The sequence below is a fragment of the Niveispirillum fermenti genome (assembly GCF_052474395.1).
Genome location: NZ_CP156680.1, coordinates 294,313 through 315,536, shown reverse-complemented (window position 1 = coordinate 315,536; position 21,224 = coordinate 294,313). Strand labels below are relative to the sequence as shown.

General features: G+C 61.6%; 8 protein-coding genes and 3 pseudogenes. 4 read left to right on the top strand and 7 right to left on the bottom strand.

The features are described 5' to 3' along the window. Positions 1 to 88 precede the first annotated feature (88 nt). The 3 genes and pseudogenes from ABC728_RS11330 to ABC728_RS11320 form a co-directional block, all read left to right on the top strand. Positions 89 to 2,209 (top strand): annotated as a pseudogene (locus tag ABC728_RS11330) (Tn3 family transposase); the annotation flags it as partial. A gap of 65 nt (positions 2,210 to 2,274) precedes the next feature. Further along, a protein-coding gene (locus ABC728_RS11325; RefSeq protein WP_416621601.1) for an IS3 family transposase occupies positions 2,275 to 3,413 on the top strand; the annotation gives its coding sequence in 2 pieces (ribosomal slippage) (positions 2,275 to 2,530 and positions 2,530 to 3,413; 1,140 coding nt in all). 80 nt (positions 3,414 to 3,493) lie between these two features. Next, a pseudogene (locus ABC728_RS11320) lies at positions 3,494 to 3,761 on the top strand (hypothetical protein); the annotation flags it as partial. Here ABC728_RS11320 and ABC728_RS11315 read toward each other — a convergent pair. From ABC728_RS11315 to ABC728_RS11285, 7 genes and pseudogenes are all read right to left on the bottom strand, one after another. Then, positions 3,709 to 4,497, bottom strand: a complete 789-nt coding sequence (locus ABC728_RS11315; RefSeq protein WP_416621600.1) for an HNH endonuclease — start codon at positions 4,495 to 4,497, stop codon at positions 3,709 to 3,711. The pseudogene ABC728_RS11320 and the gene ABC728_RS11315 overlap by 53 nt on opposite strands. A gap of 21 nt (positions 4,498 to 4,518) precedes the next feature. After that, the gene (locus ABC728_RS11310) at positions 4,519 to 5,631 is read right to left on the bottom strand and encodes a CBS domain-containing protein (RefSeq protein ID WP_416621599.1); all 1,113 of its coding nucleotides are present in this window, start codon (positions 5,629 to 5,631) and stop codon (positions 4,519 to 4,521) included. Positions 5,632 to 5,634: 3 nt separating this feature from the next. Then, on the bottom strand, positions 5,635 to 9,531 hold the full coding sequence (locus ABC728_RS11305; protein WP_445376431.1) for an Eco57I restriction-modification methylase domain-containing protein: 3,897 nt from the start codon (positions 9,529 to 9,531) through the stop codon (positions 5,635 to 5,637). 2 nt (positions 9,532 to 9,533) lie between these two features. Next, entirely contained in the window at positions 9,534 to 12,299 is a 2,766-nt protein-coding gene (locus ABC728_RS11300) for a DEAD/DEAH box helicase (RefSeq protein ID WP_445376430.1), read from the bottom strand. 4 nt (positions 12,300 to 12,303) lie between these two features. Continuing rightward, positions 12,304 to 17,478 carry a DEAD/DEAH box helicase gene (locus ABC728_RS11295; protein ID WP_445376429.1) on the bottom strand — a complete coding sequence of 1,725 codons (5,175 nt, stop codon included), beginning with the start codon at positions 17,476 to 17,478 and terminating at the stop codon, positions 12,304 to 12,306. Between the two features lie 8 nt (positions 17,479 to 17,486). Further along, positions 17,487 to 18,362, bottom strand: coding sequence for a WYL domain-containing protein (locus ABC728_RS11290; protein WP_416621595.1), 876 nt, complete (start codon positions 18,360 to 18,362; stop codon positions 17,487 to 17,489). A 190-nt stretch (positions 18,363 to 18,552) separates the two neighbouring features. After that, positions 18,553 to 19,118, bottom strand: a pseudogene (locus ABC728_RS11285) (IS1595 family transposase); the annotation flags it as partial. Positions 19,119 to 19,760: 642 nt separating this feature from the next. On the opposite strand from ABC728_RS11285, the gene ABC728_RS11280 reads away from it, so the two are divergent. Next, on the top strand, positions 19,761 to 21,167 hold the full coding sequence (locus tag ABC728_RS11280) for an ISNCY family transposase (RefSeq protein WP_416621594.1): 1,407 nt from the start codon (positions 19,761 to 19,763) through the stop codon (positions 21,165 to 21,167). Positions 21,168 to 21,224: the final 57 nt, after the last annotated feature.

The following is a 21,224-nucleotide window of genomic DNA, read 5'->3' as shown; positions in this document are numbered from 1 at the left end:
CTCCCGGCGGCATCGCCCTGTCGGCGGCAGAACGTCTGGGCCTTATCGCGTATCGGACAGACAATACTCCAACTGGGACAGAACCGCCATGCCGCGCCGCAGCGTACTGACCGATGCCCAGGCCGAGGCGCTGCTCGCGCTGCCCACGGCGGAGACCGACCTGATCCGCCATTACACGCTGAGCCCTGCCGACATCGCCGTCGTCGCTCGGCGAAGGCGACCGCACAACCAACTGGGCTTTGCCGTCCAGCTCTGTGCGCTCCGCTATCCAGGCCGGCTGTTGCGACCGGGGGAACTGGTGCCTCCCCAGGTACTGTCTTTCGTTGCCGACCAGCTGGACCTCCCGCCCGACGCGTTGGCGGAATACGCCACAAGGTCTCAGACACGCTACGACCAGCTCGAAGCCCTCTACGCCATCTATGGCTACGCCACCTTCTCGCAACCTATCCGGCGTGAGATCGCCAAATGGCTGCTCCCGGTCGCGCTGGCCACTACCAGCGGCATGGTTCTGGCGGGCCTGCTGATGGAGGAACTGCGACGGCGGACCATCGCAGCCCCTGCCGCCTCCACAATTGAACGTCTGGTGGCCACCGCCCTGTTGCAGGCCGAGCGTCATGTCGAAAGGCAGATCGATGCCGCCCTGACGGTGGAGCAGCGCGAGGGCATCGACGGGTTGCTGGTGGAACGCGCCGATACAGGTATGAGCCTGCTGGCCTGGGCCCGCCAGCCCCCCGGCGCCACGGGACACCGCGCCATGACCCGGCTAACTGAACAATTGTCCGTATTGCGTGCCCTCGGCATCGATCCGGCGATCCGGGAGAGCATCCATGTGGATCGTGTCCATCTTCTAATCCGGGAAGGCGGCCGGCTGTCATCCCAGCATCTGTCAGCCCTGGCACCCCTGCGCCGGCAGTCCATCCTGACGATGACCGTGCTGGAAACCATTACCCGGCTCACCGACGACATCATCGGCATGTTCGACCGTCTCATCGGCGGTCTGTTCCGAAGGGCGGAACGCCGCGCGGCCGAGACGATCCAGGCCAACAGCCGCGCCATGAATGAGAAGGTGCGGTTGCTGGCCAGGGTGGGTGAGGCGTTGATCGATGCGCGCGGCAAGGGCACGGATGCCTTCGCAGCCATCGAGGCGGTCATTCCGTGGGAGAAGTTCAAGGCCGCCGTGGCGGAGGCTGGCGAACTGACCCGCGACGACGGTACCGACTATGCGGCACTGGCCGCCACAAACCACGCCCTGCTGCGGCGGGTGGGGCCGTTGTTCCTGGACAGTTTCAGCTTTCATGGTATCGCCGGCGTCGGTGCTCTGTTGAACGCGTTGGCTCTGATGCGGACCTTCTATGCCGGGTCCCGGCGGAATCTGCCCAAGGGCCTGCCGACCGGCTTCATCCGGCGCACCTGGCGGGCGGCAGTGCTGCGCGGCGACGGGATCAACGCGCCCGCCTATGAACTCTGCCTGTTCGTGGAACTGCGCGACCGGCTGCGCGCCGGGGATGTCTGGGTGGCTGGTAGCCGACAATACAGGGCCGTGGAAGATCAACTCGTGCCCAAGACCCTGTTCTCGACCATGAAGCTGGCCGGGCCGCTGCCTGTCGCCGTGCAGGAGGAGGCCATCGGATATCTGCGCGAGCGGCGGGAGCTACTGGAGGAGCGGTTACGCCATGTGGATGGGCAGGCGGCAAAGCAGTTGCTTCCGGATGTTAAGGTCAACGGGACGGCGTTGAAGATATCGCCATTGCAAGCCGTGACCCCAGAGGCGGCCGACCAACTGGCCGACCGTATTCAGGCCGTGATGCCGCGGGTGCGCATCACCGAACTGCTGACCGAGGTCAACCGCTGGACCGGCATGATCGATTGCTTCACCCATCTACGGACACAGCTTCCAGCGGACGATCCGCGCATCACCCTGACAGCCGTGCTGGCCGACGCCACCAACCTGGGCCTGACGCGCATGGCCGAGGCCTGCGATCTCGCCACCTACCGGCAACTGGCCTGGGCCGCCGGCTGGCATCTCAGCGAGGAGAATTACGGCCGTGCCCTGGCCCGCGTCACCGCCGCACAACACGCGCACCCCCTGTCCGCCTGGTTTGGCGATGCGTCGGTATCCAGCTCAGATGGCCAGCATTTTCCGCTGGGTGGTCAGGGCGAAGTGGCGGGCGCCGTCAATCCGCACAAGGGGACGGGACCGGCCATATCAGAGCTGGTCCCCGGTGAGCGGACAGTTTGCTAAGCTTGGTTCGGCCTTATTGAAGGACGACCGACATGACGGGACAGAGGAAGCGATATTCAGCTGATTTCAAGGCGAAGGTGGCACTGGAGGCGATCCGGGGCGAGTTGACGATGGCGCAGCTTGTGTCGAAGCATGGTGTTCACCAGACGATGATCAACGCTTGGCGTAAGCAGGCGATCGAGGGGATGGCGGCGTCGTTTTCTGGCAAGGCCGAGGCCACGCCGCTGGTTGAGGCGGCCGAGATTGACCGGCTGCATGCCAAGATCGGTCAGTTGGTTGTGGAGCGGGATTTTTTGCGCAAGGCCTCCGGTCGATGAGCGCCGGTCGGAGGCGGGAGATGGTGGATCGGTCACATCCTGGCTTGTCGGTTGTCCGACAATGCGCCCTGCTGTCGATCAGCCGGTCACATTATTACGGGCCGGTACGGGGCGAGAGTGCTGAGAACCTAGCGCTGATGCGGCTGATCGATGCCCAGTTCCTGGAAACGCCCTGGTACGGGAGCCGGCAGATGACCCATCATCTGCGGCGCCAGGGTCATGTCGTCAATCGCAAGCGGGTGCGCCGGCTGATGGGCCGGATGGGGTTGGCAGCCATCTACCAGCGGCCAAAGACCAGCGTTCCCCACCCAGAGCACAAGATCTGGCCCTACTTGCTGCGGGATATGACCATCGACCGGCCGGACCATGTCTGGTGTACGGACATCACCTACATTCCCATGCGACGGGGTTTCCTGTACCTGATCGCCGTGATGGACTGGGCATCGCGCAGGGTGCTGGCCTGGAAGCTATCCAACAGCATGGACATTGATTTCTGCCTGGAGGCCCTGCGGGATGCCATGGCCCGCCACGGCAAGCCGGAAATCTTCAACACCGACCAGGGCGGCCAATTCACCAGCCCGAGGTTCACCGGCATCTTGACCGATGCCGGTATCAAGGTTTCCATGGATGGAAGAGGCCGCTGGATGGACAATGTGTTCATCGAACGGCTCTGGCGGTCACTGAAATACGAATGCGTCTATCTCCACGCTTTCGAGACCGGCAGCGAGGCCAGGGCCGGGATCGGACGCTGGATCGATTACTACAATAACCAACGCCCACATTCCGCGCTCGGGGGACAGACACCCGACGAGGCATACAGGCAAAGGGCGGACAGACTGTGTTTGGCGGCGTGAACTGAACAGGACCAAGCTTAACGCCGAACAAAAACTGTCCGCTCACCGGGGACCAGCTCTAACTTCAATGCCGATTGACAGACTGGCCGATGAGCAGCAAGCCCAAGCTGCTTTACTTGGACAACGCGGCGGAATTCAAGAGCGAAGCGCTGCGGCGTGGCTGCGAGCAGCACGGTATCCGGCTAGACTATCGTCCATTGGGACAACCGACCAGCTATCTATGGCGGTATTGTGGAACGGATCATTGGCACGACGATGCAGATGATTCACGACGAATTGCCGGGAACGACCTTCTCTACCCCTGATCAGCGCAGCGACTACGATTCCGAAGGTAAGAGCCTCTTGTCCGATGCCAGGCAAGGCGGGCGCGGTGTTTGTCGGTGAGCGGGATGGGAGATTGCCAGCGCAGCTCTGCGCGCGCCGTCTCGCTCAGCTTTGGCGAGAATTGCGGATGTCCGTCATCATCGAACGTAACTAGCCCCCGGTCGAAGGCCGCATCCCAGAGGGCCGAAAGCAGCAGACCGTTATGCACGTCCAGCCGATCGGCGTCGCTGGCGCAATCCTTCCAGGCGACGATGTGGCTTGCACGCAAGAGCGCTGGATCGGTGATTCCGGTCAGCGGGCAGCGGCTTTGCCAGTAGGTCATTAGACGGTCACGGAAAATATCTTGGCCAACGCGCTGGATGATCAGCCTCTCCGCCTCGGTGCTCTTGGGCAGGTTCGTAACCGCCTCACGAAATTCCTCGAGAGGGCCATCGGGCAGCGTCACGCCCAACTGGTAGACCCGAGGCATCACGGCATAAAGCGCGGTCAGGTTCGGGAAGGCGTAGCGGACGAGGCCCGGGCCCGGCACGTCGGTCTCGGGCAGGTTCAGATCCTCCACGATACCAAGGTGATCGAGGGCCAGAAACCACGGTCCATCATGCCCGGCCGCCGCCAACCAAACCGTGCCTTTCGCGGTGGTGGACCCGTAGCGCGCCCAGCTGCCCGCTTCGCCTAGGGCGCGGCGATAGCCGTTCTGCCAAGCGACTTTCTGGCATTCCTGCGAGACCACAAAGCTCTGGGGCGACTGGATCATGGTCATGCGTATTTCCCGCTCGCTCTCTTACCCAGCCAGTTGATCAAGCTGCTCGAGAAGACGAGAAAACCTGCGAAGCTGTTCGAAATCACCGTCCTCGATTACGTCGGGGTGGAAATGCATGATTTCGTTTCGAAGCTTCCGAACTTCATCCAGCTCTTTACAGAAGGTTTTCCGGCAGGCGACGAACCCGAGCTTTGCCCAGTTCGCCTCATTCTCGAATATCCTCTGATACTCCCCAAAGGTCAGCTGAGACGCTTTTGTAACTGCGGCCTTGCGATCCGGGTCATTGTCATTACAGGCCGCGCGCAGGGTATCAACATCGAAAACATCCTGAATAAGCCTTCGGATCTGGTTCTCGATTCGACCCAACAAAAGAAAAGGCTCCGACAAACGTTGGAACTGTTCGCTGAGGTCTGTGGCTGTCACGATCCCCGTGATTTTCCGGTCTGCCGCCCGGACAAAAACAAAGTCCCTCTGAATGATGGTTTTCGTGACCTCGAAGAGCGAGTCCGCGTCAGATACCTCTGTCGCCTTTTCCATGGCATCACTGACATTGGTCAACGCATTGCGTTGGCTGAGCCTGCTTCCGATTGATTTCCAGCTAATGGCACCCTTCAGATCGCGCGGGCCGGTCATGACGGCGAGTTGTGAAAAGTCATAAGCCAGCATCAGCGTAACGGCCCGTTCGATCGGATCCTGCGGATTGACCGAAATAACTTCGCGGTTCGCAGCCTCGAGCATGCGCACGAGATGGGTCAGTTCCGCGACATCTGCTGGTTTGGCCGCCTCAACCGCATCGGCTCCCGCCTGGGGAGCAACAACAGGAGCGGCGTCAGCAGCGGGTGCTTGCGCCTCTCGCTTCCTAAAGATCACGGGCGCATCGATCCATGTCGTCGTGAAATGAGGATCGGTTCGCAGCCCGGCGGCCTCCAGTTCTGCTTCAATGCGCTCGACGACACCGCCACGTCTCCGGCGTGCGCCAAACCAGCGAAGCAGCTCTCTTACGCTGCGCGAGGGTTCGCGCCCCGCCGCCACGTCGGCCTTCACCTCTTCAAACTCGGCGGCGACGGCCTCATTTTCGGGATTCGCGGCCTCTTCGATGACCGGCGCTTCTACGACAATCACTTCATCCTGCATCGCTTACATCCCCATCGCCGCAAATTCGCCATTCGCTTCCATCCGGTCCCAGGCGGCGAGGACGAGGCGGCGGGTGCGGTATTCGCCGTGTTGGCGGATTTCCTTTTCCTTGAGGACGCGGAAGGTTTCCGAGGGGTAGTCGGGGCCCTTCACGTCGGCGGGGTCGAGGATGTAGCGCAGCTCGTCGCGGGTCAGGCCGTAGGCGCGGGCGTAGAAGGCGTCGAGATCGGCGCGCAGGTGGGCGCGGCGGTCCTCGTCCCAGGCGAAGGGCGGGCCGTCATGGCCCAGATCGCGGGCAAACGGGGCGAGGCTGTGCGAGGTGTAGGTGAGTTCCAGGACCTTCGGGGTGATGAAGGCGAGCCGGGGTTCGGTGTAGAAGTCCGGCGAATGTACCGGAAGCTGCTCCACAATGAAGAAGTTAAGGTGTGTTCCACCGACTTTATGACGCACGAAATAATCAAACACGACCGAGTGCAAGTTGGCCACAAGACCAACGACCTTCGACATCACCGTTTCGGACGGCATCAATATCGGCAAGTTGTTTCCAACGCCTACAATCGGAAATATTGTTGCGATGAAGGTTCGCTCGTTGGTGGCCGACGTAATGTCGCGGAAGCCAAAAAGCCAGCTTCTTTTCCACGACTTTTGGCGAAGGCGTTCTAAAACTTCACTTTCCAAGACCCAGTAGAACGGTTCGGGTTCAAATTCAGGATCCTGATGTTCTTCTAGGGTCGTTTCGGGCAAGACCCGATAGCCACGATCATCGCCGCGTGATCCGTAGCCCGAGGATCTATGGTCGTAGAACGAAAGCATCTTTGCCTCGTAAAGAGGAACGTAGCGTGTATCGCCCTTGATCCAATCAGGGCCACTACGACTGCATCCAAGGTCAAGCAACTGGGCCGCTGACAGAAATTGGTCACTGTCCGAGGTCATATTGAAGAGGCCTTGGCGAAACTCGACCTGCCAAGGGTTCCCGCGCGGACCTGCAGAATGCTCAAGCAACACAGAAGACACAGCATGAGCTTTGGCCGTAAGCTTGGCGTCAGCTCGTGAACGAAACACGGGCGCAGTTCTTGTATTTGGGTTGAGGCGTCCAATATCTTCGGGCGACAGAGTAAAGTTTCGCTCTGGGTCAGCCATTTGTGTCGGACTAGTCAAGAAGAAGGCGAATCGGGCGACTGGCTCGTTTTTTCCAATAGTGAGGATGCTATACTTCATACGGCTATCAATGGCGGCAAATAGACCGGCCCGGTTCTCGAAATCAACAAGTTGTGCCAAACGCTTTCTTTCTACCAAGGCAGCAAAGAACGGCGCGGTGCTTGAGTTTGTCGCAATCCCAGTTGGCACGATCACTCCAGCATGGTCGCGCGTGAGATTTGAAAACAGTTCGGCAAAGAGGGAGTAGGTGTTTACTTTGCCGTGTGCAGTAAGGTCAAAGCGCCCTGATTCTCGTGCAAATTCGTTTCCTGCGTCAAACATGCGCTTTGCTATGGCAAATTCTCGGAATGCCTCGGGATCGCTCTTCTGTAGTTCATCGATTGCCTTCTTGCGTGCTGCTCCGGCCAAGTCAGCGATCTCGGGCTTGATTGCCGCAAAGTATTCCTTGTCAGAAAGCTGCATCACCTCCCACGGCGGGTTGCCCAATACCACGTCGAACCCGCCGCGCTGCATCACATCGGGGAACTCCAGCGGCCAGTGAAAGGCGCGGGCGCGGCGGGCGGTCTTGGGCGCGTCCATCATCGCCTGCCGGATCTTGCCCTGATTGAGGGCCAGCCACAGCTCCTCGGTCGTCGGCACGGTGCGGGCCGAGGCCCCGGCCGGTGCGCCGCCCACCTTGGGCAGCAGGAAGGCCGCGACATAAAGGTTCGCCGCCGCCGTCGCCCTTACAAAAGCCTGCCCCTTGCGCAGTTCCTTGAACCGCGCGGCCTTGGCTCCGATCTGCTCCACCGTATCCTCGGGCAGGTCGCGGAAGCCCGAGAAATCCAGCGCCAGCGGTTTCATCTCGGGCATGGCAACTTGGCCCGTGCCGAAATCGAACCCGCCCTGACCCGAAGTCGCGGCGCGGTTGGCTTGCAGGTAGTATCTCGCCGTATCCTTGTCGTCGCCCGTCAGCGGCTTGTAGGCGGCATCGGGGATGCCGTCCTGCAGCACCTTCAGGTCGAACACGCCCAGCAACGCATCACCGCAGCGGATTTGCGCGTCGAAGAAGCCAAGGGGAAGGCCTGGGTCCACCGTCTCGATCCAGAGCGCGACCTTGGTCAGCTCCACCGCCATGGGGTTACGGTCCACCCCGTGCAGGCAGGACCGCGCGACATCGCGTAGGGCATGGCGGAAATCGGCGAGCGAGGGCGTGCCATCGGCGCGGATGCGGGCCAGACGCGTGGCGATGCGGCGGGCGGCGGCCAGCAAGAAGTGGCCCGAGCCGCAGGCGGGGTCGATGACCGAGAGTTTCAGCAGCGCTTTGGCGGGATTGTCCGCCTCAGCCTCCGTCTTGTCCAGCACGGGGTCGAGCGCGGTGTCGAGCAGCGCCTGAACCAGGCTGTCGGGCGTGTAGTAGGAGCCGGTGGTCTTGCGCTGATTGCCCTTCTGCTCGGCGGCTTCCGAGGCGAAGAGCAGCGTCTTGCCGTCATCACCCAACTGCGGCTGCAGTTCGAGCAGGGATTCGTAGACAGAGCCAAGTTCCTCGGTCTCCATCGCGCGCCAGTTGACGGGGACCATGCCGGTTTTCTGGTCGAGCCAGGAGAGGCGGTACAGCGCCTCCATGAAGGCACGGTTGCGCAGGCGGGCGGTTTCGAGGTGGGGCAGCTTGTCGCCTTCGAAAAGGCCGCCGAGGGCCGGGAGCGCCAGCGCGTCTTGCCCGTTGGCCAGCGCGTGGAAGACGATCTTGATGCCTTCGTAGCGGTCGTGGTGCTTGTCCCACGAGGCGGCGCGGTAGCATTGGGCGCGCAGCTGGCCAAGGCTGTAGCCTTCGGCATAGAGCTTGCGGGCGTCGGGCTTGGCCTTGTCGGGGTGCAGGAGGTTGCGATCTTCGGCCACCATCAGGAAGATCAGGCGGTAGACGAGGCGGAGGAGTTCGTTGAACCAGTCGGTCAGGTTGACCTCGCCCGATTTCAGCTTATCGCGCAGATCGGGGTTGGCCTCGAGGAAGCCGGAGCCGAGAACCTTGAGCGCGATCTGGACCTGGACGGCCAGCCGGTCGCGGGCGACCTCGCCTTCCTTCGACCCCGCGTCGCGCCAGCGTTCCAGCGCGCAATCGGTGGCCGGGGCACCTGCAACGCCAAAGCGGGTGCGGTGGATCAGCAGCCAAAGGACGGCGAAGGAGGCGGCATCCTCGTTGGTGAAGATCTGGGAGAGGTCGGCCTCGATATAGGCCGGGCGGGTCAGCGAGGCGTTGTCGCGCATCAGGCGGATCAGGGTGCCGTTTGTGACAAGGCCCCAGAGGGTTTCGTCATGTTCGTTCAGGTAGTCCTGAAGCGCGAAGGCGGGCGAGCGTGTGCGATCGGTCGAAAGGGTCGCGCTGCGCCGGTCGAGCTTTTCGTCCGATGAAGGCACGACCACGATCGGTACCCTGCCACCCGCGATGAAGGACAGAGTGCCTTCGGCGGGAGCGAGGTCGTCGAAGCCGAAGGTTTCCTGCAGGAACGCTTTGATGAAGCGTCGCGTGGTATCCGCCGAGGGATTTGCGATCCTGGCGAATGAGTCGAAATGCGACTGGCCGACGCGGAAGGCGGTCGAGATTTCCTCGCGGATCGTCAGGCCCTTGCGAATGCGGTAATCGGCCTCGGTCTGCTCGGACGCCTCGCGGCGGTCGACGCTGGCGACCATGGCGGGTGCAATAAGATTGCCTTCGAGGCTGAGCGACGGCCAGGCGGACATGTCGACGACGGGTTTGCGCGCCATGATCATACCTCGCTCGGCATCAGGACGAAGAGACCGATGACGTCAGGCGGCAGAACAGCCTCCACCGTGACGCGCGAGGCCGATCCCGCGGCAACGCGCAGGCGGGCATGATCCTGCATGAGTTCCTCGGCGCGCGATCTGACGAACTCGGCCAAGGGCCCGTCGAGCAGGCTGGGCAGGTCCTCCTTCGCCTTGGCGATGAAACGGTCGCGTGCCGACGGAGCGAGGTCAGCGTCCGCTGGCGTGTTCAAAAGTTCGCGGGCAGCTTCGCCGGCTGCGACAATCCGACCACTTTGTATCGCGACAAGGGCGGCCTCCTCGGCAAGGAGCAGGCGCTCCTTTCGTGCATGGACGGTCAGCTTGAACCGGATCCGAAGGAGTGCCAGCCGGGTCATCTGCTGGACGGCTGAGGTGGGCCAGGCGCCAACCCGGCCGATCCCGAGACCGGACAGCGCCTCCGGATCCAGCGAAGACTTTACCAGCGCCTCTGCAAGGGTCGCGGTCAAGGGATGTGTCCTGGTGAGCAGCGCAGTCCCCGATGGCGCGGGTTCAGTCATGGCAAGCCGGATCGAGCCGGTCAGGTTGCGTTGGGCCAGACGTGCTTTCAGGCCCGCCTCCAACGCTTGGGCATGAGCGATCAGAAGCGTCTTGCGCTGTTCCAGCGGCACGCCGAAGCGCGACATTGCCCGTTCGATGAAGACCTTGGTATCCTCTGGCGATCCCAGTAGGGTGCGGACCTTTTCCCATTCCGGGGCAACTTCCTGCGGCTTCATCGCATTCTGGGCGAAGCGCGCGCGGGATTTCTTTTCGTTCTCAGAGGCGTCGCGCCACCGCGCCTCCATCGCCCGGGTACCGTCCTCAAGGCGCAGATCGAAGGCCAACTGCTTGGATCTTCCCTGCCGCAGCATGACGGCCGCCATCAGGGCGTCGGTGACCGGCCCACGCTCGTCCGGCAAAGGAACGGTGATACCAGTCGCCTTGCGAATTTCCTCGGCCTTGCGCAGCACGACATCCAGCACGGCGCCGTCGATGGCGCTGTCCGGTGAGAACATCATGATTGATCGGACGAGTTCGGCTGGCTGGCCGAAGCGGTCAACCCGCCCCTCGCGCTGCTGATGCCGAGTGGGGTTCCACGAGAGATCGTAGTGAATGACGGTGTCGAACAACTGCTGGAGGTTGATCCCCTCGGACAAGCAGTCGGTGGCCACCAGGATACGCTGGACGTCCTTCTCGTCGTCAGCCGCGGCCATTTCGGCCACGCGGTCACGGCGCTCGTCGGGCGTCAGAACGCCTGTCACTGCTTCGACGACCAGCTTGGGAAAGGCCCTCCGCAGGCCATCCCGAACATGCTCGGCCGTGGCTAGGAAGCGGCAGAACACAACGGGATTCGCGCCCTTCTTGATCAGTGGCGTCAGTGCATCGATGAGGGCCGCAAGCTTCGGATCCGGCTTGTGGATCAACTCTTCGGCGCGGGCGACCAAAGCCTGCAGGGCCGGATCCGTGTCAAAACCGGTCCCGGGTTCGATATCCACCGCGTCCTCGTCGTCGGAGTCCTCATCGTAGATCTGCGGCTCAAGCCGGTCGCTCTCATTAGACATCCGGTTGCGCAGCGCACTGAGGGCTGCAGCTGGCGATGAACCGACACAGCGCATAAGGGCGAGTGTGCCCCAGAAGGCGAGACGCCTTTCCCGAAGCCCGGATCCTGCGCGCGAGACGATGCCGAAGCAGTAATCGAGCACCGCGTCTTGGAAATCGAGATGCGCCTGCGACAATCGGTAAGGGGACTCGGTTGTTTCATGCTTGGGAAAAGCACGGTTCTCGTCCCAGTCGCCGGAAACGAGATCGATCCTTTGGCGCTGCACGAAATGGCGTACCAGACGTTCACGGTAGCGGGCGTCGTCGAAGTTCATCGTGGCGAAGGACGGGTCGATCAGCGAAAGAAGGCGGCCGAACGCATCTTCGTCGCCCGAGTGGGGCGTTGCCGTGAGAAAGATCATCCGGCGCTCTGGATCGCGGGCAAGGCCAGCGAGAAGTTCAAAGCGCTGTTGCTTGCCCTTGTGCGTTCCGACAGAGGCATGGGCTTCGTCCACGATCACGAAATCGGGGCAGGCACGTGCGAACCCTTCACGGCGCTTTTCCGCCTTGATGTAGTCAAGGCTGACAACGGTATAGGGGTAGGCATCGAACAGCGTCTGGGCCAGCGGAAGACCGCGTTCAAGCCGCGCGGCACTGCCTGATGTCACGGCGACCGCGTCGATCCCAAACCGCTGCTTCAGTTCCCCGACCCACTGCTCGACGAGGTGCGGTGGGCAAAGCACCGAGAAACCATCGACTTCGCCGCGGTCCATCAGTTCGCGAAGGATCAGGCCCGCCTCGATCGTCTTCCCGATTCCGACATCATCGGCGATCAGCAGTCGGGGCACCTGCAGGCGAAGCGCCATCAGCAAGGGGACGAGCTGATAGGTTCTGGGCTCGAAAGCCAGTTGCGCGGCCGAACGGAAAGGGCCCGCTCCCCGTCGAAGGGTCAGCCGCATCGCGTCCGCAAGAAGCGCTGCCTTCGCCTGGACAGTCGGCACTGCATCGGCGGGCAAGTCGAAACGTGCCGCGGCAACAGGCTGGGTCTCGAGCGAGGGGTCAAGGATGACCGTGTCACTCTCGCTGCCGGAAAGAGGGCGTAGCGCCAGAATGCCCTCGCGCGGGGACGGCAATGCCACCCATTCCCGCCCACGGGCGCGCACCAGGTCTCCGGGAGCAAAATTCACGGTCATCAGGTCAATCCTTGAACATCGAAATCAACGCGTCGGGCACGCCGTCAGCGCAAGTCTCAGGCAATTCGAAAAGCGTCCACCCCTTGGCGTCAGCGATCTCTTGCGCGGCCGCGGACAGGGTGCCGATGCAAGCAGCGACGAAATGGGAGCGCCAAGCGAAATTCATTTCCTGATCAGCGAAGCTGACGGAAGCGCCATCCGGCGCCGGGATGCCCGCAGTCTTGAAGGCTACATCCCACCCATCGATACCGCCAGCAGGTCGGGATGATCCGGCAGCCAGCACAATCTCACCCCGAGCCAGATCGATCAGCATCTGCTTCGCCTCGACGCTGGCGCGGTCGATCAGCTCGTGGTCTGGCTGGTTGAAGTAGGACAACAGGCAGCGATAGCAGCCGCGGACGCAGGCCCCACTGTCCCGGTCGACCAGAAGCGACGCATCCCCCGCCGCGATGGCGTCATCGACCTTGTCGAAATGCATGAGGGAAAGAGCTTCCCGTGCGACCTTGCCCAAGGCGTGTGCGTCTTCAACGAGGCGATTCAGGACACCGGCACCGCCCTCGGTCGCTTCATAAGCGAGGATCGAGCGCCGGTTGTCCCGGGCGGGCAATGGTTCGCCAAGGATCTCGCCCTCTTCAAGCTGATAGGTGACCGCGATCCCGCGCAGCAGTGCATGTTGCACGGTCGCGATGGTTTCAGGGGCGTAGGCATCTGGATCGAGGAAGCGGAGCAGCAGCGCGTTCTTGCGATCGCGCACGATCGGCACGATGCGGACCGGCCGCACGACATCGGGCGGCACATCGACATCCGGTTCCTCGTCTTCCGACTTTGCCCAGTAGCCGCTGCGCGGGTCGATGTTGAAGCCGAAGACGGTTTGGTTCTTGCGCCGTTTCAGGCCCTTGTTGATGCGGCTGATCTCGGCACTGTTGGCATACTGGAGGGCGAGAATTGATGTTTCGCTGCAACGGAAAACAGCCTCTGTCACCTGGAGCCGCCCATCCTTTCGGGGCCAGGAGAACACGGTCTGGATATCGAAGCCCTGGCGAACGCGTTCTTCGTCATTCGCGGTGATCCGGTCCGCAGGGGCCGCCTCGACGTTGTCGATCCGGAGCGTCCGCTGCACTGGAACCTCGCCCGCCATCGGAGAGTTGCAGGCATGACAGCGTTCGACCTCACCTTCGTGGCAGGCGCCGCAGTTGGAGCAGATGAAGATGTCCTTGGTGGCCAGTTCCGAGCCGTCCCCGGTGCGGACCTCAGGCGGCAGCTTGGCTTTCATCACCCTGTAAGCCCGGCCCTCGTGGTAGATCAGGCTGCGCGGCCCGAATTCGGAAATCGCCAGGAACCGTGCGCGTTGCAGGAAGGAACCGGCTTTGCCCTCACCCGGGACGAAGGCGTAGAGCGGCAGCCGTGGGAAGTTGTATCCCGGCAGGAAGCCTTCGGTCGCAAGGTATCTGTAGGAATAGAAATCGGATCCGTTGGTGGCCTTCCCCTGTTCGAGAATGGCGATCTGGTCGCTTGCCTGCATCTGGGCGGTCTTGATCTTGCGCCGGTCCGCACCGGAGAGGCCCGTGATCTCGGAACGGCTGTTCGCCTCCATCAACTGGGCCCGCGCCGAATTGTAGAGCTCGCGCCAGCGATCAAACGCGCGGTCGAATTCCTGCGGCGCGCGCATCGCCACCTCGAGGATGAAAACATCCTCGTCGCCCATCCAGGCCGGTTTCTTGCCGTCCACTGAAGCAAGGATCTGGTCCAGCACCCGCTTCATCGGCACGCGCGCTGCTGTCACCAAGTTTGGCCGATTGATGACCTCCGTCACCTCCTGTTTCAGCGGGTATCTCGCCTCCTTCAGGTCAAGGATTTCGGGGATATCCGGCGACAGCGCCAGCTTGGCCTCTGCCAGCCAAACGGCGTGAAGGTGCGAGCGGACCAGTTCTTCATTGGTGATGTCGAGCGCAGGCGGCCGGACAACCCCGGCGACCATGTCGTTGCGACGTTCGAAGAAATACTGATCGTGCGGGGATTGCGCCGCACAATAGGTCACGATGACCGCCGCCTGTCCGGATCGACCAGCCCGACCGGCACGCTGTGCGTAGTTGGCAGGCGTCGGCGGCACGTTGCGCAGATAGACGGCATTCAGCGCCGAAATATCGACACCGAGTTCCATCGTTGGCGAGCAGAAGAGCGCAGGCAGGAACTGATCGGACTCTCCGGAGGCCTTAATATCGGCTTGGTTTTCCCTGAGCTTCGCGCGATCGTCATTCTCGAAGCGGAACCGCCATTCCCGCCACTCGCGTTGTCTCTGCGAAACCTGAGCGGTGTGTTCACGTCCTTCCAGGCCCCAATAGTTACTGCGGCCCCGTTTAAGGTCGCTTGCAATGGCGTTGTAGAGATCGTGAAAATACCGGTTCCCCTGCGCCTGTCCGGTGCGGACAGCTTCTCCGGGGACCAGACGTACTGCTGAAGGAGACAACCGCCACCCGAGGAGATCAGCTTCGATCTCGACAAGCGAGACCAGACCTTCGCGTGCCATCAGTTCCAGAAGCCCTGTCATGACGGCAAGGTACTCGTCCTTGTTAAGCTTCGTTCCGATCATGCTCCTGCGATTGATCGACCGGCCGATCCGGGAGTTGTGGCCGGCACGGATGATAGTCTGCTCTTCTCGCAGCCCAACACGATCCTTTCCGGGCGCCTGCAAGAACAGGGTAGACCGGCTTCGGGGCGTTTCCTTTTGGTCGATGGCCCAAGGCGCCCGCAACAGGTTCCGCGACTTTTGTCCGACCGTGTCGAGAACGGTCAGATCAAGGGCCTCGGTGCTGACAGCGAGACCTTCCAGCAGCGCGCCAAGCATCTCCTTGAGCAGCTTCTTGCACGATTGCGTGTCCAGGTCCCCCAGAGCGGGATGCACCGCCATCAGGGCTTCCCGGTCTTGCGAGATGTCGTCGAGACCGATGAATTCGACGTCAACCAGTTTGAGGACCGAAAGGCTGGGATTGGTGTAGCGCCATCCCCGCCTCAAGTCCGTCCAGACCCGGTGGGCAAGAACGTTGGCAAGGGAGCGTTGGGCATCTTCGCGCACGACGGCACCGGCTTCGGGATCCAGCATCCAATGGATGCGGGCGTCCTTGTTCGAGGCCATGAAGCCGAGGGCTTTCACCACTCGCAGGCCGAACTCATCTTCTGCAATGCCGTCCGAGCCTGCGTCGATGACAGCACGCAGGATGGCTCCGCGCAGCAAGCTTACGAAGAGGTAGTCGTTGAAATGTCCAGCCTGCAGGGCGGCGTCTTGGCGGTTGTCCGTGAAACCGAGCAGCTTTCGCTTCTCAGCGGGAACGCCGCTCGAAACGCCGTTCATCCATTCAAGGGCAGTTGATACGAGGTGCGTGGTTGCCGAGCTTCGGCCTTCACCCGAAAGACCCGCAAGCTTGCTGCGCTCCCGCATGCTCGGGTGGGGTTGATCCAGGCAGCAGGGACAGAACCCGAACTTGCCCGGAATGAACCAGAAACTGACGCCGTCCGTGCTGTAGCGCCCATCGGGTCGGACCGTGACCTGTTCAGGCAGTCGGCCCTTCCTGTTGGCGCGCAGGCGTTCGATGCCGCCCCGCTCTTCGCGCCAATCTTCCGGGTAGGTGTCCACGTCGCCGGTGAAGGTGTAATCTGTGTCAGTTCCACCAACGGGCGTCAGATAGCCAGCGATATCCCCATCCGGGTCTGGGATCGGTGTGTCATCGATGTTTCTGGGCAGGAAATGAAGCCCATCAGCATCCTCGCATTTGGTTACGACATGGACTTCGTGGCCGCACTCCCGGCAGAACCGCGTCGGATAGAGACGATGGCCAGGGGCGTCGGGATCCTCCAACTGGCCCTCGAACAGGACCCGCCTCGGGCGATCGGTCAGCGTCGTGAATATCTCTCCGGCACCGGAAATGAAGCGATGCAGCTTGAATGCGAGGAAGGCACCTGACCCTTCGCCACTGCGCTCAGTTTCTGGCAGGCTCACATGTGTCAGGAATTGCTCGAAACCTCTCCTGCAAGTTTCCTTGTCGAGGCCACTGTCCTGCGCAAGCTGTTCTACAGCATCGTCGAACGGGACGGGCTTCTTGCGCTTCAGTTCCTGCCCGTCATCAAGGCCGATCGCCAGCTCGGCCCAGACAGCTAGCGGATGTCGCCGCAGTTCCTCATCCGTCAGTGTTTCCGGCAGGTCGCGGCCAAGCGCTGTCGCGAGTTGCGGCCGAACATCTTCCAAATTCAGGCGGTCATCCGTGGCGCGCTGAAGGGACTCGTCGATGACGGCATCAGGGCCGATAGACGCCCCGAAGAGGCGCGAGGCGACATCGGCGACTGCTTTCGCGCGACAGGCCTCTGATCCCTCGCTTGCCATGGTGGCCGATGTGCCGATGCAGATCGGTGCCTTCGCCGGTGCACAGCGGTTCCGCAGGCGGCGCACGAGGATCGCTACATCGGCGCCCTGACGACCGCGGTAGGTGTGCAATTCGTCGAGCACGATGAACTCGAGCCCGCTGGCATTGTCGATGACTTTGGTATCGAGGACGTCCTGCCGCGTCAGGAGCAGTTCGGCCATCATGAAGTTCGTGAGCAGGATATCGGGCGGATTGTCAGCGATCCGCTGACGCTCTTCCTGGCTCTCCTGACCCGTGTAGCGCCGGACCACAGGCTTCAGCTCTTCCGGCAACCCAGATTGGGAAATGAACTTCTCGATTTCTTTGATCTGGCTGTTTGCCAAGGCGTTCATCGGGTAGACGATGATGGCGCGCGTCTTGCGCGGTTGTCCTGCCTTGCGCGAACGGACGATGGCATCGACCACAGGGACAAAGAAGCACAGGGATTTCCCTGAGCCAGTGCCCGTCGTCACAACAAAGCTTTGGCCCGCCCGCACCTTGGCGATGGACTGCGCCTGGTGCCGGTGAAACCTGATGGGGCTGGCGCCGATCCGGAAAATCCGGGCCGTTGCCTCGTCCAGGTCCCCCGACACGACAAGGTCATCCACAGTCGGGCCTGACAGGAACCTGGGGTTCAGCGAGAGAAGGGCGTCGGGCCAGAAGCGGCCGCCGTCATATTGGCGCGTGACTTCGGCGGCGATGTCCGGTGCCCGGATGGTGCTGAACGACCGCGAGAAGCGCGCATAGGAGTTGATGAGATGGTGGTCGAATTCAAAAGCTTTCATGGAAAATCCTACTGCTCCTCTGCCTGACCCTGGCGACCGAGGATCACGTCACGGTTCAAAAGCACGATCTGCTGGTCATGAGGCTTCCGGGCGGCGGGATCGGTATCGAGCCCAAGTCGCTGAAGCGCATAGTAGAGCAACGCCCGGCGAACCTTGATCTCAGCCTTGCCGCCGCGCATGCCATAGTCGAGGGCGATCACCTTGGCTTGCGTATCGGACAAGGCAGGGTGAGGGCCGATCTCCAGCGCTGCATAGGTGTGCCAGTCCTGATCGTTCTCGGGCAGAACGTCTGACCCGCGCGAACCGCGGATATCGAGGATCCGCGACAGCATGAAATCCTTGAACACCTCGTCATTTAGGCAGAACGCGCGGGCGTGCCAGCGAAATCCGTCGAACGCGATGGCATGCGGAGTGATCCAGCGCCATCGGGGCTCCGGGTTGGACAGGTGCTGATACCGCACCTCAATTGCGTCGGATCGGCGGATCGCGTCGACCACGGACCGAAGGGTTGCAGGATCAATACCGCGCGCCGGAGTGGGTGCGGAATCGTAGTCGGGCAGACCTGCGATCCAGCAATCGTCCTGATCAAGGATGCCGTCGGTGACCGACCGCAGTTGGGCTAGGTATCGACCAGCATCGAGCTTGTCGAACACTGACTTGAATCCCGGCTGGCGCACATAGGTTCGCAGACTGCGATCGTAGTCCATATTGTGAGGAGCGAGGCCGATGTAGCGGCTCAGGTCAGATGACGCCTGGTTCACCGACAGCCCGAACTGCTCCATCACATCGCTGCGGTTCACATGCCCCTCCCAGAACAGGCGGAACTCGATGAACTCGAGCCTTTGCTCGACCCCCCAACGAAGCTCCGACCTGTCGTTGGTCACAACGCTCTCCAGTCATCGGTCGATGCGCACGGAAATTATGCGCGCCCAATTTCTGGGCTTTCTTTGACCGTAATCTTGCGATGCTTGGGGATCAATCGAAAAGGGAAGGGTTGGCGTGCAATTATCCCAAGGATTGTCGCAGGTTCTGCGCAACGGCTTCGGCCGCCATCCGCACCGGTTCCTATCCGGCGGGGCGCTGAACAACGACCATGGCCGGGGTCTTGGTCGTACGCGGCTGTCCTTTGCGGCCCCGACCGGCAGAGGCTTGTCGGGATCGGACCGGGGAGCGCCACCGAAATACATTTCGTCGATTTCGATGCCACCACCCAGCATATGGTCGCGGGCCACGAGCAGGCGCAGCACATGCCCCATCCGCCATGCCGTCGGCTGGCTCACCCCGATGATTTCGGCCAACCGGATCGAGGACACGCCCTTGTCGGATTGCAGAATAAACCACAGGGCCAGCAGCCAAGTGCGCAGCGGCAGCTTGGTCGCATGCAGCGGGGTCCGCGTCGTCACCGTGAATTGCTGCCGGCAATCCTGGTCAGAGCATTGGTATAGCCCAGGCCGAGCCCGATGACCCGTATCCCGGCCGGCCAGACTGATCGACCGATGGCAGCCGCAAGCCGGGCAAAGCCGTCCCCGCGGCCACACCATCGCCTCCAGCAGCCGGCGGCAGCGATCATCATCCGAAAACGCAGCCACTGCATCGGCAAGCGTTCGGATGCGAGAAAGAACATCAAGCTCAGCGGACATGGAAAACCCCCTGGGTCACCCAACCAGAATCTCACTGAAATCAATCGAAAACAATATCTAAGCTGTATTTTGTTGATAATGGCGGCGTGGTTTCTTGCCCCTTCTATGTCGTTATCCCAAATAATCATTATACTGGCTCTCAACGCCAGAATGCTAAAATCGATAAAGTGGATGATACGCTAGATAGATATTCTGATATAATTCTTGCCCAGAGCCATGCCGGTAATCTGACTCATATCAGGAGGCTTCATCCGTCGCCTTGACGGTACAAACAGAAATATCCGTGGCCACCACACGAATTGCCTACAAGCCCAGCCTGACGGCTGGGTCCGGGGGTCGGTTCATAACTTCGTGCGGCGACGACCGGTCCCGGCGCGCTTGCGTCGCTGAGGCGCCGCGCGCCGGACCTCGGTCGCGCATGCCAACCATCGTGGACACTACGGATATCAATGTTCACGACGTGCCTGGATGTGCCAGAAACCCAACGTCGTTTACGTCCCTTACACAGCCAAAACCGCTCCGTGTATTTCCATAATTTTGCTTATCAATGCTTTTTGTGTAGGCGCAAAGTTAAAATGTCAGTCCTGAGCAAGATAGAAATGTCAGTCTCTGGATCGGTTTTGGCCGGTTTTGGGGGCTTTTATGGGCTGGCTGATGATGAGCGATCGGGATGTGCGGCGTGTTGAGGTATTGGCAGAGATCGAGAGTGGTCAGCTTGGGGTTTCGGACGCCTCTGGGATACTGGGCCTGAGTGAGCGTCAGGTTTGGCGTCTTCTGGATCGCTACCGGTGTGATGGCGGTGGCGGGATTGTCCACCGAGGCCGCGGCCGACCGTCGAACCGCCAGATTTCAAAGGGGGTTCGCGAGCTGGCGCTGGAGCTGGTTTGTCTGCATTACCATGATTTTGGGCCAACATTGGCGGCGGAGAAGCTTGCTGAACGGCATGGTCTTACCGTGTCGCGGGAGACGCTGCGGCACTGGATGGCGGAGGCCGGTCTCTGGCGGACAAGGGCACAGCGGCGTCAATTTCACCGCCCTCGCCTTCGGCGGCAATGCCTGGGTGAGTTGGTACAGATTGATGGGAGCGAGCATCGCTGGTTTGAGGACCGCGGGCCGCCCTGCACCTTGCTGGTGTTTGTGGATGACGCGACGGGCCGGCTGATGGCGCTGCGGTTTGTGGTCTCGGAGAGTACCTTCAGCTATTTCGAGATTCTGGCGGCCTATTTACGCGACCATGGGCGGCCATTGGCTTTTTATTCGGACAAGCACACCGTTTTCCGGGTGGCCCGCAAGGATGCCAAGGGTGGCCAGGGGATGACGCAGTTTGGCCGGGCGCTGGCGGAACTGGGGATTGAGATTCTGTGCGCGAACTCCAGCCAGGCCAAGGGCCGGGTCGAGCGGGCGAACCGGACTTTGCAGGACCGGCTGGTCAAGGAACTGCGCCTGGCGGGGATAGACAGCCTGGAGGCTGGCAATGCGTTTCTGCCGAGCTTCATGGCTCAATTCAACGAACGGTTCGCGGTGGCCCCTGCCAGCGCCGACGACATGCACCGGCCATTGACGATGCCGGAGGGGCGGTTACAGGACATCCTGTGTGTCCGCGAGCGTCGATATGTCGGGCGGCAACTGACATTGTCGTATGAACGCCAGCGGGTGATGCTGGTAGAGAATGAGGTTACGCGGGGCTTGGTAGGGCAATACGTGGACAGCTACGCCTTTGCCGATGGCCGGCTGGAGTTCCGCTGGCAGGGTCGTGCCCTGCCCTACACGATTTTTGACAAGAACCATCGGGTGACGCAGGCCGAGGTCGTGGAGAACAAGCGGTTGTCGGAGGTCCTGGCATATGTGAAGCAGATGCAGGACGCGATGCCGGCGCCGACGGTCAAGAGCATCAGCGAACGCAACCACTACGAAAAGCGCGGAGGCAAGCGGCGCGGTCGGCCGGGAGCGGCGGACAAACATGCTGCGGCCAGGGCAAAACCGGCAAATGTTGGGGTGGGCCGGTCCACTGCGCCTACGGCTCCGTTACCCGGCCCACCCCAACACTGACATTTCTACTTTGCTCAGAACACTGACATTTCAATTCTGTTGAAACATTATATGTAG